This window comes from Lentzea jiangxiensis, from assembly GCF_900104175.1.
Taxonomy (GTDB): domain Bacteria; phylum Actinomycetota; class Actinomycetes; order Mycobacteriales; family Pseudonocardiaceae; genus Lentzea; species Lentzea jiangxiensis.
Map to the genome: position 1 here is coordinate 1,145,557 of NZ_FNIX01000001.1, position 14,319 is coordinate 1,159,875.

The following is a 14,319-nucleotide window of genomic DNA, read 5'->3' on the forward strand; positions in this document are numbered from 1 at the left end:
GTTCCCTTCGGCTGGACACGGCGGGTCCGGTGTGGATGCTTCTACGCATGCCCTTTGAACAGCACTACCTGGCCGGCCTCGACCTCCGGGGCCGACGCGTCCTCGTGGTCGGCGGTGGCACGGTCGCGCAGCGCCGTCTTCCCCGCCTGATCGCGTCCGGCGCCGTCGTCGACCTCGTGTCGCCCGTCATCACCCCCGCCGTGCAGGGCATGGTCGACGCGGGGGAGCTGACCTGGCACGAAAGGCTGTTCGAGGCCGGGGACGTCGAGGGTGCCTGGTACGTGCTGGCGTGCACGTCCGATGTCGAGGTCAACGCGCAGATCAGTGAAGAAGCGCTCTCTCAGCGTGTGTTCTGCGTGCGCGCGGACATCGCCGTCGAGGGCACGGCCGTCACACCGGCCTCCGGCACGCACGACGGCATGCTGATCGGTGTTCTCGCGGGTGGCGAGCACCGCCGCTCGGCCGCGGTGCGGGACGGGCTCGTGGCGGCGTTGCGCGACGGCCGCATCGCGGACCAGGCCGCACCGCCCGTCGGTGTCGCGCTGGTGGGTGGCGGTCCGGGCGACGCCGAGCTGATCACGGTGAAGGGCAAGCGTTTGCTGGCGCTCGCGGACGTGGTGGTCGCGGACCGGCTCGCCCCGCGTGAGCTGCTGGAGGAACTGCCCGCGCACGTCGAGGTCGTGGACGCGGCGAAGATCCCCTACGGCCGCGCGGCGACGCAGGACTTCATCAACCAGACGCTGGTCGACCGGGCCAAGGAGGGCAAGTTCGTCGTCCGGCTCAAGGGCGGCGACCCGTACGTCTTCGGCCGCGGCTTCGAGGAGCTGCTGGCGTGCGCCGAGGCCGGGATCCCGGTGACGGTCGTGCCGGGCGTGACGTCGGCGTTCGGCGTGCCGGCGCTGGCCGGTGTGCCGGTGACGCACCGGGGTGTGGCGCACGAGGTCGTCGTCGTCTCCGGTCACGTGGCACCGGACGACCCGCGTTCTCTCGTCGACTGGCCGGCGATCGCACGCCTGCGTGGCACGGTCGTGCTGATGATGGCGGTCGAACGAGCCGGTGCGTTCGCCACGGCCTTGATGGAAGGCCGTCCCGGCTCGACGCCCGTCGCCGTGGTCCAGGAGGGCAGCACGACCGCCCAGCGCGTTCTGCGTTCCACTTTGGACTCGCTCGCGGCCGACATGGAGGCGCACCAGATCCGCCCGCCGGCGATCATCGTCGTCGGACCGGTCGCCGACATCGCCTCCCTGGAGGGCTAGAACCGGCTTGGGCGGATATCGCGGAAGTGGGTGCGCAGCGGCTTCAGGCTGAGCACCCCGACCGCCGTGCGCAGCGCCACGGCGGCGTACCAGGGTGCGAGCAGCCCGAAGCCGTCCGCGACGAGCCCGCCCAGCAGCGCGCCGACCGGCTGGACACCCCAGGTGATCAGCGTCTGCGCGCTGCTGACGCGGCCCAGCAGCCCGGTCGGCACCACCCGCTGCCGCAAGCTCGAGGTGGCCACGCCCCACACCGCCGTGCAGAACGAGCTCACGACCGCGAACACCGCGACCGTGGGAAGATCCCGCGCGATCGTGGCGATCCCGAGCCACATCAGCGGGATCAGCACCACGGTCGCGAGGACCGCCCAGCTCGCCCGGGCCAGGATCCGCTCGGCCAGCAGGGCCCCCGCGACGCCGCCGCAGGCGAGGGTCGCGAGCAGCGCCCCGAAGCCGGCGTCGGTGAGCCCCAGGCGCTGCTGGGCGAACAGCACCAGCGTCGCCATCGTCATCGCGATGCACAGGTTGGTCGTCGCGGACACGACCGTGATGGTGCGCAGTGCCTGGTGCTTCATCAGCCACCGCAAGCCGTCACGGGCCTTCTGCCGGGTGGACGGCACTTTGCGTTCCGTACGCATCTGAGTGACCAGCAACGCCGCTATGGCGAACGTCAGCGCGTTGACCCAGAACGGCGCGGGCACGGCGATGGCGAACAGCAGACCACCCAACGGTGGTCCCGCGAACTGCAGCGCTACCGCTTGAGAGGCGAACAACCTGCCGTTCGCACGCTCCAGCAGATGGTTCTTCACAGTGGCCTTGATGAGTGGTTGTCCCACGGCCCTGGGGATCGTCTCGACGGTGCCGATCAGGAACGCCAACCCGTACAGGACCGCGATGTGCGCGCTGTGGAAGGTCGCGAGCAACGCCATGAGCGCGCACTGGACCCACAGCGCGGCGAGGAGAAGCCGCCGTCCGTCGTAGCGGTCCGCGGCCGCGCCGGCGGGCAGGGAGACCAGCAGCCAGGGGAGTGCGCCGAAGAAGCTCACGCCGGCGACCAGCGTCGGGTCGCGGGTGGTCGTGGTGGCGAGCAACGGCAGTGCCGCGAGGAAGATGCCGTCGCCCAGCGCCGAGATCGCGCTGCCGCCCCACAGGAAGTACCAGTTCCGCCCCACGGGGCACCCTACGTGCCGGTCCCTGTGGGACCGGCACGCGGGCGACTGGGGAACACGGCCGGGCTCGAACCGGCGTCCCTCCGGTGAAGAGCCGGAGCTCTACCGCTGAGCTACGCGTTCCAGGCGTTCGGCGGGCCGGGCTCGAACCGGCGCCCACCCGGTCCAGAGCCGGGCGCTCCACCACTGAGCTACCACCGAACGCGTCCCAGCTTGCTCAACCGAGCGTGTTCTGTCCACCCAATACCTCGGCGCGGACCGCCTTGCCGCTGAACACGTGCGCGCGCCGCAACACCATGCCCCACAACGGATCCGAGACGGACACACCGTGCACGAGCTCCGGGGTCGGGCGGAAACGCGCGATCGCGCCGTGTTCGCGCGGCGCCGTCCACCCGGCACGTTCCGGGTCGACGCCGTGCTCACGGCACGCCGCCTCCACGTCCGCGCGGGTGCACGCCGCCGTGCCGTCGAGGACCTCCCACGGCAGGGGCAGCCGCGCCCACACCGAGGTGTCCGGGTGCAGGCCGCCGTGCCACGCGACCAGGTCGGCCGCCATCACGCGCATGGCCTTGCCCGGCCAGGCGTCGTCGAGCAGCGACGAGAGCCCTGCGGCGTGCAGGCACGAGATCCAAGCCGCGCGTGCGGCGTTGTAAGCGCCCGCGAAGGCGTTCCAGGTCGACGAGTCGACGCCGGACCGCACGACCATGGTCGCCCGGTCGATGTCCGACGAACGCCACACGCCGTCCAGCACGGCCGCGAGCGACCGCGTCGCCGCGGACCACCGGCCGAGCAGCTCGCCGAGCTGGTCGGCGGACAGGTGCCGCAGCACGTCCCACACCGGGTGCGCCAGCGCGATCATCGCCCAGTCGGTGTCCGCGCGGGCCCGGCAGCGCGCGAAGAGCACGTCCGCCACCTGGTCGAACGGGTTCTCCCGGCCGGTCAGGCTGAACTCGCGGCGCAGCTTGCGGCGAGCCGTGAAGTAGGCGACGAAGCAGGCCGCGTCGACGTCCGCGCCGAAGCGTTCGCGGTCGATCACGTCGACGAACCCCGCCGACGCGAGCAGCGTCGCGCTGCGCAGCCGCTGGGCGCGGCCGAGTCGGTCGGCCTTGGCGGACAGCCTGCGCAGCATGCGGAACCGGCGGTTGTACTGCCGCTTGGACAGCTCGACACCGGCCGCCTCGCGCGCCTCGCGGTTCAGCCGGTCCGCGAGGAAGTCCGTGTGCTCCGGGTCCCAGCCGATCCCGGCGCCGGCCAGCTCGGCGAACTCCAGCACCGACACCGGGTCCTCGGTGTCGACCGCGGCGTCCACGTCGAACAGGCGTCTGGTGGCGGCGACCTGCCGCGCGGCACCGACCGGGCGCGCGTAGTCGTCGCTCATGCCGGAGAACCCCTGCCAGCGCGACGCGTGCCCGGCGACGTTCCCGATCACCGCGCGCTCGCGGCGCGTCAGGGACCGGTTCACCTCCAGCACCAGGACGGCCACGTCCTCCGGGCGCGGCCGTGCGTCGAGCGAGCGGTACAGGCGGTCGAGTGCTTCCACGCCTCCAGAGGACCACGCCCTGTCCAGCGGTTTTCGGGCTTTGCCCTACCCTTTCGACCGTGCTGGTGCTGCTTCCCCCGTCGGAGACCAAGGCGATCGGCGGCGAGGGCGCGCCGCTCGACCTCGACGCGCTGTCGTTCCCCGAGCTGAACCCGGTGCGCGACAAGCTGGTGTCCGCGCTGGCCGACCTGGCGCGGGACGTCCCGGCGAGCCTCAAGGCGCTCGGTATCTCCGAACGCCAGGTCGACGAGGTGCACCGCAACGCCGCCCTGCGCACGTCGCAGACCACGCCCGCGCTCCTGCGCTACACCGGCGTGCTCTACGACAACCTGGACTTCCCGTCGCTGAGGAAAGCCGAGAAGCAACGCGCCTGCCAGCGGCTCGCGGTCGCGTCCGCGTTGTTCGGAGTGGTCCGCGGCGGTGACCCGGTGCCCGCCTACCGGTTGTCGGGCGGCAGCACGCTGCCGGACCACGGCAGCCTGCGCACGGTGTGGAAGCCCGCGCTGGAGCCCGTGCTGGCCGGCGCGGACGAGTTCGTCGTGGACCTCCGGTCCGGTGCCTATTCGAGCCTCGCGAGGGTCCCGCACGCCGTCGTCGTCCGGGTCGTCACCAGCGAGGGCAAGGTCGTCAGCCACTTCAACAAGGCGCACAAGGGCTTGCTCGCGCGGGCCATCGCCCGGTCCAGCGCCGAGCCCGCCGACCTGAAAGGCCTGGTCAAGCTCGCGCAGAAGGCCGGGATGCGGCTCGTGCCGACCGGCGGGAAGACCGCTGACCTGATCACCGGTTAATTCGGTTGCGGCCGGTGGGGCCGCAGGACATCCTTCTGTTCGAAGCGCGACATCGGAACTGGATCGAGGAGGTGCGTGATGTCAGAGCCTGTCTGGGGACGTGGCACCGCGTTCGCGACCCGTCCAGCCGCCCTTCGCGCCTGATCAGCACCGTTTGATCGCAGAGCGCCAGTGGGGCGGTCACCCTTCGTCCTTTCCGGGAGACCCCACCGTGCGCGAGCACGATCTTTTCGACCGTTACGAATCCGCTTTCGACGACACCGCCGACACGATGCGGCGCAAGGGAAAGCGCACCACGTCCAGGCTCGACGACGCGGAACCCACCCGTCGCGGCCGCATGACCGAGGAAGAGAAGCTGCGCGTCGCGCGAGTGCGCGAGGACCAGCTCAGCTCGGCCGACACCCCCGAGGACGGCGACCGCTGGTCCACGTGGGGCGACGCCGACCAGGGACCGAAGCCGCACCCGTCGTGGCTCATCACGGAGCTGGCGGCGGTCGACCGCGAGCTCGGCATCGTGAAGACCGGCAAGGAGGCGGACGTCTTCCTGCTGGAACGCGCGATCGGCGACCGGGCGTGCCTGCTCGCCGCCAAGCGCTACCGCAGCAACGACCACCGGATGTTCCACCGCGACGCGGGGTACCTCGAGGGTCGTCGCATGAAGAAGTCCCGTGAGATGCGGGCGATCGCCAACCGCACCTCGTTCGGGCGCAACCTGATCGCGGAGCAGTGGACGGTCGCGGAGTTCGCCGCGCTCTCCCGGCTGTGGCAGATCGGCGCGCCCGTGCCGTACCCGGTGCAGCGCAGCGGCACCGAGCTGCTGCTGGAGTTCATCGGGGACGCCGAGGGCAACGCGGCGCCGAGGCTCGCGCAGACCCGTCCCGACGAGGACGAGCTGCTCGACCTGTGGCGCCAGCTGGTCGCGACGCTGACGACGCTCGCCGAGGCGGGCATGACGCACGGCGACCTGTCCGCGTACAACCTGATGGTCCACGAGGGCAGGCTGGTCGTGATCGACCTGCCCCAGGTGGTCGACCTCGTCGCGAACCCCCGCGGCGTGGAGTTCCTCGACCGCGACGTCCGCAACATCTGCGGCTGGTTCGCCGCGCGCGGCCTCCCGCCGGAGATCGGCGACCCGTCCGCGCTGGTGGCAACGCTGCTGGACGTGGCCGGTATGGCCTGACCCCGCCGTCGCGCGCCCGGCCGTGTCCAAGGACACTGCCGGGCGCGCGAGGTGTCGCCATTGATCAGCTAGACTGTGCTGTACACCGATGAAGGCCTGACGGCCGTTGACCGGTGTTTCCACCTACTCATCAGCGGCGTGACCACCACGCCGGGCCCGTCCTTGTGATCGGCACCGCGGTAGCGCGCGGGGCAGCCTCGAGACGTGCCATGTCCCGGAGGTTTGTTTTGCCATCAATGTCCGAAGGTCGTTCCGAGCGTGGACAAAGCCGCAGGTCACCGCGCCGCCGCTCGGGTCGCCAGGGCAATTCCTCGCGTCCGCAGCAGCGGGTCGAGGAACCGATCGTCGCCGAGCACTTCGAGAGCACGCTGCCGGAAGGCCCGCTGCCCTCGTTCGCTGAACTCGGCTTGGCCGACGCGCTGATCCGCTCGCTCGTCGCCAACGAAATCACCGAGCCGTTCCCCATCCAGGCGGCCACCCTTCCCGACGCGATGTCGGGCAAGGACATCCTCGGCCGCGGCCAGACCGGCTCCGGCAAGACGCTGGCGTTCGGCCTCGCGATGCTGTCCCGCCTCGCGGGCGGCCGCTCGATGCCGAACAAGCCGCGCGGCCTGATCCTCGTCCCGACCCGCGAGCTCGCGATGCAGGTGGAGACGGCGCTCATGCCGCACGCCCGCTCGCTGGGCATGTGGTGCCGCGTCGTCGTCGGCGGCACGTCGTTCCCGCGCCAGGTCGAACACCTGCGCCGCGGCGTCGACCTGCTGATCGCCACGCCCGGCCGTCTGTCCGACCACGTCCGCCAGGGCACGTGCGACCTCGGCTCCGTCGAGATCACCGCGCTGGACGAGGCCGACCAGATGGCGGACATGGGCTTCATGCCCCAGGTCCGCGCCATTTTGGACCTGACCCCGCAGGACGGTCAGCGCCTGCTGTTCTCCGCGACGCTCGACGGCGACGTGGACAAGCTGGTGCGCCAGTACCTGCACTCCCCGGTGACGCACTCGGTGGCCCCGTCCACCGCGAGCGTCACGACCATGGAGCACCACCTGCTGTTCGTGTCCGCTGAGGACAAGCAGAACGTGGTGACCGAGGTGGCCGCGCGCGAGGGCCGCACGATCATGTTCGTGCGCACCAAGCACCACGTCGACCGCCTGGCCAAGAAGCTCCGCTCGGTCGGCGTCCACGCCGGCGCCCTGCACGGCGGCAAGGCGCAGAGCGCCCGCACCCGCGTGCTCGGCGAGTTCCGCGAGGGCACCACGCCGGTCCTGATCGCCACCGACGTCGCCGCCCGCGGCATCCACGTCGACGACGTCTCGCTCGTCGTCCACGTCGACCCGCCGGCCGACCCGAAGGACTACCTGCACCGCGCGGGCCGCACCGCGCGCGCCGGCCAGTCCGGCACCGTCGTCACCCTCGTGACGCACGACCAGCGCCGCGCCGTCCAGGGCATGGCCGCTCGCGCCGGCATCCGTCCGGAGAGCACCAAGGTCCGGCCCGGCGACGACGAACTGGTCCGCATCACCGGCGCCCGCACGCCCAGCGGCGAGCCCGTGCTGGAGCGGGAGAAGCCCGCCCGTCGCGGGTCCTCGCGCCGGTTCGGTGCTCCTGGTGCCGGTTCCGGTCGTCGTTCCGCGGAAGGGGGCGAGTTCCGCAGCGGGCCTCGTCGGCCTTCCGGGGACGGTGGCGAGTTCCGCGGGCCGCGTCGCACCGAGCGGGCCGAGGGCGGTCGCGCGTTCGGTCGTTCGGAGCGCGGTGGACGGCCTCGCCGGGCGCCTCAGCACTGAGGATCGGCCGGCGGTGAAGTCCGCTGGGTGATCTTGTCGGACCCCCTGAGCAGCGTTTGGGCTCAGGGGGTCTTTCATTGGGGGACGCCTGCGCCAGCTCGGCGTTGGTCTTTTGCCTGGTGTTTGTCTGTCGGGTGCCTGGGGTGCCGCCTTCGGCGTGCGCGGGTTTGCCGTTGGTCGTCCCCGCTGGTGCGTAGCGATGTGCGTCCGGTGGGGTGGTCCTGTCACAAGCCGCGCCCGAGCCGGCGCGGCAAGAGCTGAGGCACGACTCGTGACAGGACCACCCCGCCTCGGGTCGTTGTGAAGAGCTGACAAGCCTGGAGCGGGGTGGGAAGCGGCTCGGCTTCGCCCTTGCGTTGGCTCGCCCTGCCCTTGCCCGGCCTCGCCTTGCTCCAACCCGGCTCTGTCCCGTCCACTCTGCCCACCCGCATCCCGCCCGCGTCTCGTGGGCGGCCGGCGGTGGCTTTGGCTGTGTCGGCCGGGTTCAGGTCCACGCCTGTACCGGTGGCTGTGGGGGCTGCTTCGAGGGGGCGCAGGAGCAGCTCCGCCCAGCCGCAGCCGAGGTCGAGGACGTGGGCGTTGTCGAGGGGGAGCAGCGAGCGGATGAGGCGGGCTGCTCGTTCTTCGGACAACGGGCCGTGGAAGGTCAAGTCGTCGTGCAGCGGCGCTATCTCTGGCGGTGTCATCTGGCGCACGGTGGCGCTGCCGGGGTGTTCGGGCAACGCGTTAATCAGTTGGCCGGGGCCGGGTCTCGCCGTAGCTTCGGGGTGTGGAACTCGTGTGGCGCTCGCTCACGACCGCGGACATCCCGGCGGTGGCCGCGTTGTACAACGCTGTCGAAGCCGCGGACGACACCGGGGAGTTGTTGTCCGAAGAGGACTTCGTCGAGTTGTTCGGTGAGGCCGACCTCCCTCGCGGGTCTGTTGCCGCGCTGGTGGGGGACGAGCTCGCCGCCTACGGGATGGTCGTGCCGCGGGACAAGCCTGTTGGGGCGCACCGGGTTCGGCTTGACGGGTTCGTGCATCCCTCGTTCCGGCGGCGCGGTGTCGGGCTTCAGCTGTTGCCGCGGATGGTCGAGCTGGCGCGGGACCTGCACGCGGACAAGCACCCGGACCTTCCGCTCGTGGTGAGCACGATGGTCGAGAGCCGGTGTGCTGGCCACGTGGCGCTGGTGGAGCGGTGCGGTTTTCGTGCCGAGCGGCACTTCCACGAACTGGAGGTGGCGCTGGGCGAGTCACTCGCCCGGGTGCCGATGCCGGCCGGGTACGAGGTCGTGCCGTTCTCGGCGGCTCGGGATGCCGAGGTCCGGGTGGTGTCCAACACGGCGTTCGCCCGGCACTGGGGGTCCGTCGAGCGCAGTCCGGAGGAGTGGGCCGCGTCGTTCACCAACAGCAAGCGGTTTGTGCCGGAGAGCTCCTTTCTCGCTTTGCACAACGGTGTTGTCGTCGGGTTCGTGCTCGCGCGGCACTACCCGGTCGTCGAGGAGATGACCGGCGTGCGCGAGTTGTGGATCGGGGACGTCGGCACCCTGGAGGAGCACCGCGGACGCGGGGTGGCCTCCGGGTTGCTGAGCTGGACCCTGGCCTGGGCCAGGGCTCAGGGGTACGCCAGGGCAGGGCTCTCGGTGGACACGGCGAACCCCTCCGGCGCGCTCGGGGTGTACGAGCGTGCCGGGTTCGGGGTGGCGCGGACCTGGGCCGACTACGGGATGCCGGTGGAGCTTTAGAGCTCCTCGCCCGCCTGGCCGACGCAGAACTCGTTGCCGTCCGGATCCGCCAGGACCGACCAGACCAGGCCCGGCACGCTGTGCACGGCCACCTCGGTGGCACCCAGGCCGACCAGGCGTTCCACCTCCGCCTTGCGGTCCGGCACGTGCGAGTCGAAGTGCACTCTGTTCTTGCCCGGTGTGGCGTCCGGGACCTGCTGGAAGCCGAGAGCCGGGCCGGTCTCGGAGTTCGGGGCGAGGACGATGAACTCACCCCAGTCGTTCTGGATCTTCGTGCCCAGGGCGGCCGTCCAGAACTCCACGAGCTTGCGCGCGTCCGGGGTGTCGATGGTGATCATGTCGATCGTCAGTGGCATGGGCAGGACGCTACTCAGGGAGTCTGACAATTCTTGTCGTCGCAGGTGGGAGCCCGTGGCGAGCACCGCGCGCGATTTCAGGCAACGTCCAACCAGTACGCTGCTCCAACAGCCCGTGAACGAGGAGTACCCACCGTGATCACCAGGATGTCGTCGCTGTTCCTGCGAACCCTTCGCGAGGACCCGGCGGACGCCGAAGTGCCCAGCCACAAGCTGCTGGTGCGTGCCGGCTACGTCCGCCGCGTCGCGCCGGGCGGATACTCCTGGCTGCCGCTGGGGCTCAAGGTCCTGCGCAACATCGAGGCCGTCGTCCGCGAGGAGATGGACGCCTTCGGCGCGCAGGAGATCCAGTTCCCCGCCCTGCTGCCCAAGGAGCCCTACGAGGCGACGAACCGGTGGGAGGAGTACGGCCCCAACCTGTTCCGCCTCAAGGACCGCAAGGGCGCCGACTACCTGCTCGGGCCGACGCACGAGGAGATGTTCACCCTCACCGTGAAGGGTGAGTACAGCTCCTACAAGGACTACCCGGTCACGCTGTACCAGATCCAGACCAAGTACCGCGACGAGGCGCGTCCCCGTGCGGGCATCCTGCGCGGCCGCGAGTTCCTGATGAAGGACTCGTACTCGTTCGACCTGACCGACGAGGGCCTGAGCCAGTCGTACGTGAACCACCGCGACGCCTACATCCGCATCTTCGACCGGCTCGGCCTGGAGTACGTGATCGTCTCCGCCACGTCCGGTGCGATGGGCGGGTCCGCGTCCGAGGAGTTCCTCGCCGTCGCCGAGACGGGCGAGGACACGTTCGTGCGCAGCACCGAGTCCGGCTACGCGGCGAACGTCGAGGCCGTCGCGACTCCCGTGCCCGCCGAGCAGCCGATCGAGGACAAGCCCGCGGCGCAGGTGCACCACACGCCGAACACGCCCACCATCGAGACGCTGGTGGACTTCCTCAACGCGAACACCGACCGCAAGTTCACCGCGGCGGACACGTTGAAGAACGTCATCGTGAAGACGCAGCAGCCGGGCCAGAAGGACTGGACGCTGCTCGCGATCGCCGTCCCCGGTGACCGCGAGGTCGACTTCAAGCGCCTCGAGGCGGCGCTCAGCCCCGCCGAGGTCGCGATGGTCGACGAGGCCGACTTCGCGAAGAACTCGTTCCTGGTCAAGGGCTACATCGGTCCGGGCGCGATCCAGTCCAACGGCATCCGCTTCCTCGCCGACCCCCGCGTCGTCAAGGGCACCGCGTGGGTCACCGGCGCGGACAAGGCCGACCACCACGTCGTCGACCTCGTGGCGGGCCGCGACTTCACGCCCGACGGCGTCATCGACGTCGCCGAGGTCCGCGAGGGCGACGCCTCCCCGGACGGCAAGGGCGTGCTGGTCGCCGCGCGCGGCATCGAGATCGGCCACATCTTCCAGCTGGGCCGCAAGTACGCGGACGCGTTCTCGCTCGACGCCCTCGGCCCGGACTCCAAGCCGGTCCGGATCACCATGGGCTCGTACGGCATCGGCGTCTCGCGGCTCGTCGCGGTCATCGCGGAGCAGTCGCACGACGAGCGCGGCCTGATCTGGCCCCGCAACGTCGCGCCCGCCGACGTCCACGTCGTGGTCGCCGGCAAGGACGAGGCGCTGCTCAACGCCGGTGAGGACTTCGCGAAGCAGCTCAGCGACAAGGGTCTCGACGTGCTGCTGGACGACCGCAAGGCGAGCCCCGGCGTGAAGTTCGCCGACGCCGAACTCGTCGGCATCCCGACGATCCTCGTGATCGGGCGCGGGCTGAAGGACGGCACGGTCGAGGTCAAGGACCGCCGCTCCGGCGAGCGCGTCGAGGTGCCGGTGGCCGAGGCTGTCGACCACCTGGTGCAGGTCGTCAAGGGCTGAGCGGGGAACTTCGGACGCCGGGTCGCGCGCTGGTCGCGCGGCCCGGCGTCCGGCGTTTCCGGGGCCGGTCCTGCGGCCGTTGAGCGGGTTGCGGGGCAACGGTTCCGGCGTGGCGGCGGAGGCACGCTGCCGCAGGGCGGAGGGGCGTCCGAAGGCGAACGCCGCGGAGGCTCCGGACGCGCTGCCGGTCGGCGCGAGAGGGCCGGAGCGGCGCGGCCGGACGTCAGGTCGTCGGGACCAGCGACTCGGCCATCTTCTGCAGGTCGGACTCCTTGACCAGCGGCGGGGTGGTGCCGCCTCCGCCGCCCTCCAGGTCTCCGTTGACGACCAGCACGTGCAGCCTGTTGCTGCCGTTGAGCACGACGACCTTGAGCATTCCCTTGGACGCCAGGCACTTGTTGGCGGACTGGGTCACGGTGGCGTCGACCTGCACGCCCTCGACGGTGACCTTCTTGCCGTCCTTCTGGGTGTGCTGGATCTTCACCGGCTTCGGCTGCGTGAGCTCCACCTTGGGCTCGCCGCCGGAGTTGTAGTACTGGGTGGCCAAGGACTTCGTGAAGTCGGTGGCCGTCTTGTTGATGTCGCTCTTGGGCAGCAGCGCGCCGCCGTTGGTGCCCTTGGTGTAGTTCTTGCCCTCGCACTCGTAGTCGCCGTACGAGGTGACGCCGGACAGCGAGATGCCGTCGAACTTGTCGACCGGAATCCTGGCCTCGCTGAGGATGTCCCAGTTCTTCGGGACCTCGTAGGTGAAGCCGAGGCTGGTCTCGACGCACTGCTGGCCGTCGTTCTTCGGGCACTTCACCTCGGCCGGCTGCGAGGAGGAGGTGGCGCTGCTCGTCGAGGACGGGTCGGGCTGCGCGCCCTGATCGTCCGAGCGCGACAGGAGCAGCCACGTGAGGCCGCCGCCGACCAGGAGCACCAGCACCACCGCGCCGAGCACGAGCCACAGCGTCTTGTTGCTCTTCTTCGGCGGCTCGTTGTCGAAGCCGCCGTAGACGCCCAGGCCGCCGTACCCGCCGCCGTAGGGCTGCTGGGGGAATCCGCCCTGCTGCGGGAACCCGCCGGTCTCCGGGAAACCGCCGGTCTGCGGGTAGCCGCCGGTCTGGTAGCCCCCCGTCGGGTGGCCGCCGCTCTGATCACCCTGCTGCTGGCCCCAGCCCTGCTGGTCGTTCCAGCCGCCCTGTCCGCCCCCTGGGTACGTCACGGGGGGAACCGTACCTGGTGGGTCTGACAGCACCGAAATTCATCAAGCGTTGACTTCCGGGAAGAAGTAGGCGTACCGTCCCCTAAATTCAACAAATGATGAACTTTGGAGGCGCACGATGCGCACCGCGCTGGTCACCGCCGCCGCAGGCGCGGTGGTGGCGTTTCTCCTGGGACTGCTGACGTTCGGCGTGCAGGCCACCGTGCACCCGCACGACGTGCCGCTCGCCGTGGTGGCGCCTCCACCGGTCGCGGAGCGCGTGCGGGCCGCCGACTCGGCCGAGGTCGACATCAGGGTCGTGTCCGCGGACGAGGCGCGAACCTTGTTGGCGGACAAGGAGGTCTACGGAGTGCTGGAGATCGCGCCCGGCCAGGCGACGATCCGGCTCAACCCGGCGGTCAACCCGTCCGGCACCCAGGTCGCGCAGCAGGTCCTGACCGGTGTCGCGCAAGGCGCGGGGCTGCCGGTCAGGGTCGACGCCCGGGCCGTCACGGCCGCCGAACGCACCGCACCACTCGCCGCGAGCGCACTGCTGTGGGTCGGCGGGATGATCTCCGGGCTGCTGTTCGTGGTGCTGAGGGGACAGCGCCTGAGGTGGCTGTCCGCCTTGTTCACCGCCGTGCTGGTCACCGGCTCGACCGCGGGGCTGCTGGCCTGGTGGGGCGTCACCCCGGACGCGGCGGCGCTCACCTTCCTGCTCGCCGTCGCCGGGGCGTTCGCCCTGCTGCAGGCCGGGTTGTTCCGGCACCTCGGCATCCGCGCGATGGGCGTCCTCGGCCTGCTCTACCTGATGGCGCCCGCGGTCGCGGGGCAGGTGCCGGAGCTGCTCGACCCCGTCTACAAGGCGGTCCTGTGGTCGTGGACGCCCTTCCGGTTCTCCGCGGAAGGCTTGCGCAGCCTCCTGTACGACGGCTCCGTCACCACCGAGTGGTGGGTGTTCGGCGGGATCGCACTCGTCGGTGTCGTGCTGCTGCTAGCCGGCCAGAAAGCTCAGACGGACCGTGCGGACGGGGTTGTCGACGTTGGTGTCGACCAGGCAGACGGACTGCCACGTGCCGAGCGCCAGCACACCGCCTAGCACCGGGATCGTCGCGTAGGGCGGCACCAGGGCCGGCATCACGTGGTCGCGGCCGTGACCCGGGGTGCCGTGCCGGTGCCGCCACCGCGCGTCGCGGGGCAGGATCCGCTCCAAGGCGGTCAGCAGGTCGTCGTCACTGCCCGCGCCGGTCTCGATGATCGCGACGCCGGCGGTCGCGTGGGGCACCCACACGTGCAGCAGCCCGTCGCCGTTCTCGCTCTCGAGGAACCGCTCGCACTCCCTCGTGAGGTCGTGGACGACCTCGTCGGAACCGGTGCGGACCTGGATCTCCTCGCTGCGCATGGCCCCAGATCTTACGAACCACCCGGGCAGGGCTGCCGACCGCAAGCGCGTGAGCAG

Annotated in this window: 13 protein-coding genes and 2 tRNA genes; 7 read left to right on the plus strand and 8 right to left on the minus strand. The window is 70.8% G+C overall.

Annotated elements, in window-relative coordinates; translation table 11 throughout:
* Positions 1 to 47 precede the first annotated feature (47 nt).
* Complete coding sequence (gene cobA, locus BLQ91_RS05680) at positions 48 to 1,256, plus strand: uroporphyrinogen-III C-methyltransferase (protein WP_090095525.1); 1,209 nt, start codon at positions 48 to 50, stop codon at positions 1,254 to 1,256.
* Here the strand turns inward: cobA and BLQ91_RS05685 are convergent.
* The 4 genes from BLQ91_RS05685 to BLQ91_RS05700 all read right to left on the minus strand — a co-directional run bounded on the left by BLQ91_RS05685 (position 1,253) and on the right by BLQ91_RS05700 (position 3,962).
* A complete protein-coding gene (locus tag BLQ91_RS05685) occupies positions 1,253 to 2,425 on the minus strand; it encodes an MFS transporter (RefSeq protein WP_090095526.1) in 1,173 nt (390 codons plus the stop codon). The two genes, cobA and BLQ91_RS05685, sit on opposite strands and share 4 nt — an antisense overlap.
* A 46-nt stretch (positions 2,426 to 2,471) precedes the next feature.
* A tRNA-Lys gene (locus tag BLQ91_RS05690) sits at positions 2,472 to 2,545 on the minus strand.
* 6 nt (positions 2,546 to 2,551) lie between these two features.
* A tRNA-Gln gene (locus tag BLQ91_RS05695) sits at positions 2,552 to 2,623 on the minus strand.
* Between the two features lie 16 nt (positions 2,624 to 2,639).
* A complete protein-coding gene (locus BLQ91_RS05700) occupies positions 2,640 to 3,962 on the minus strand; it encodes a hypothetical protein (RefSeq protein ID WP_090095527.1) in 1,323 nt (440 codons plus the stop codon).
* A gap of 59 nt (positions 3,963 to 4,021) precedes the next feature.
* Between BLQ91_RS05700 and yaaA the strand changes: the two genes are divergently transcribed.
* The 3 genes from yaaA (at position 4,022) to BLQ91_RS05715 (ending at position 7,714) form a co-directional block, all read left to right on the plus strand.
* A complete protein-coding gene (gene yaaA, locus BLQ91_RS05705) occupies positions 4,022 to 4,750 on the plus strand; it encodes a peroxide stress protein YaaA (RefSeq protein ID WP_090095528.1) in 729 nt (242 codons plus the stop codon).
* 211 nt (positions 4,751 to 4,961) lie between these two features.
* On the plus strand, positions 4,962 to 5,930 hold the full coding sequence (locus BLQ91_RS05710; protein ID WP_425412427.1) for a serine protein kinase RIO: 969 nt from the start codon (positions 4,962 to 4,964) through the stop codon (positions 5,928 to 5,930).
* A gap of 236 nt (positions 5,931 to 6,166) precedes the next feature.
* Positions 6,167 to 7,714 (plus strand): DEAD/DEAH box helicase, encoded by a 1,548-nt coding sequence (locus BLQ91_RS05715; protein ID WP_090095529.1) that lies wholly within the window; start codon positions 6,167 to 6,169, stop codon positions 7,712 to 7,714.
* A gap of 224 nt (positions 7,715 to 7,938) precedes the next feature.
* Here the strand turns inward: BLQ91_RS05715 and BLQ91_RS41065 are convergent, their stop codons facing one another.
* Complete coding sequence (locus tag BLQ91_RS41065) at positions 7,939 to 8,400, minus strand: SAM-dependent methyltransferase (protein ID WP_176959573.1); 462 nt, start codon at positions 8,398 to 8,400, stop codon at positions 7,939 to 7,941.
* 83 nt (positions 8,401 to 8,483) lie between these two features.
* Here BLQ91_RS41065 and BLQ91_RS05725 point away from each other — a divergent pair, with 83 nt between their 5' ends.
* Positions 8,484 to 9,440 (plus strand): GNAT family N-acetyltransferase, encoded by a 957-nt coding sequence (locus BLQ91_RS05725; protein WP_090095530.1) that lies wholly within the window; start codon positions 8,484 to 8,486, stop codon positions 9,438 to 9,440.
* Here BLQ91_RS05725 and BLQ91_RS05730 read toward each other — a convergent pair.
* Positions 9,437 to 9,796, minus strand: a complete 360-nt coding sequence (locus tag BLQ91_RS05730; protein ID WP_090095531.1) for a VOC family protein — start codon at positions 9,794 to 9,796, stop codon at positions 9,437 to 9,439. The genes BLQ91_RS05725 and BLQ91_RS05730 overlap by 4 nt on opposite strands.
* Positions 9,797 to 9,931: 135 nt before the next feature.
* Between BLQ91_RS05730 and BLQ91_RS05735 the strand changes: the two genes are divergently transcribed.
* Positions 9,932 to 11,677: a proline--tRNA ligase gene (locus BLQ91_RS05735; RefSeq protein WP_090095532.1), complete on the plus strand. Its 1,746-nt coding sequence runs from the start codon at positions 9,932 to 9,934 to the stop codon at positions 11,675 to 11,677.
* A gap of 223 nt (positions 11,678 to 11,900) precedes the next feature.
* Here the strand turns inward: BLQ91_RS05735 and BLQ91_RS05740 are convergent, their stop codons facing one another.
* The gene (locus tag BLQ91_RS05740; protein ID WP_090095533.1) at positions 11,901 to 12,881 is read right to left on the minus strand and encodes a DUF8017 domain-containing protein; all 981 of its coding nucleotides are present in this window, start codon (positions 12,879 to 12,881) and stop codon (positions 11,901 to 11,903) included.
* Positions 12,882 to 12,999: 118 nt separating this feature from the next.
* Here BLQ91_RS05740 and BLQ91_RS05745 point away from each other — a divergent pair, with 118 nt between their 5' ends.
* Positions 13,000 to 13,959, plus strand: coding sequence for a YhgE/Pip domain-containing protein (locus tag BLQ91_RS05745; protein ID WP_090095534.1), 960 nt, complete (start codon positions 13,000 to 13,002; stop codon positions 13,957 to 13,959).
* On the opposite strand, the gene BLQ91_RS05750 is transcribed toward BLQ91_RS05745, so the two are convergent.
* On the minus strand, positions 13,855 to 14,262 hold the full coding sequence (locus BLQ91_RS05750; RefSeq protein WP_090095535.1) for a secondary thiamine-phosphate synthase enzyme YjbQ: 408 nt from the start codon (positions 14,260 to 14,262) through the stop codon (positions 13,855 to 13,857). The two genes, BLQ91_RS05745 and BLQ91_RS05750, sit on opposite strands and share 105 nt — an antisense overlap.
* Between the last annotated feature and the right edge of the window lie 57 nt (positions 14,263 to 14,319).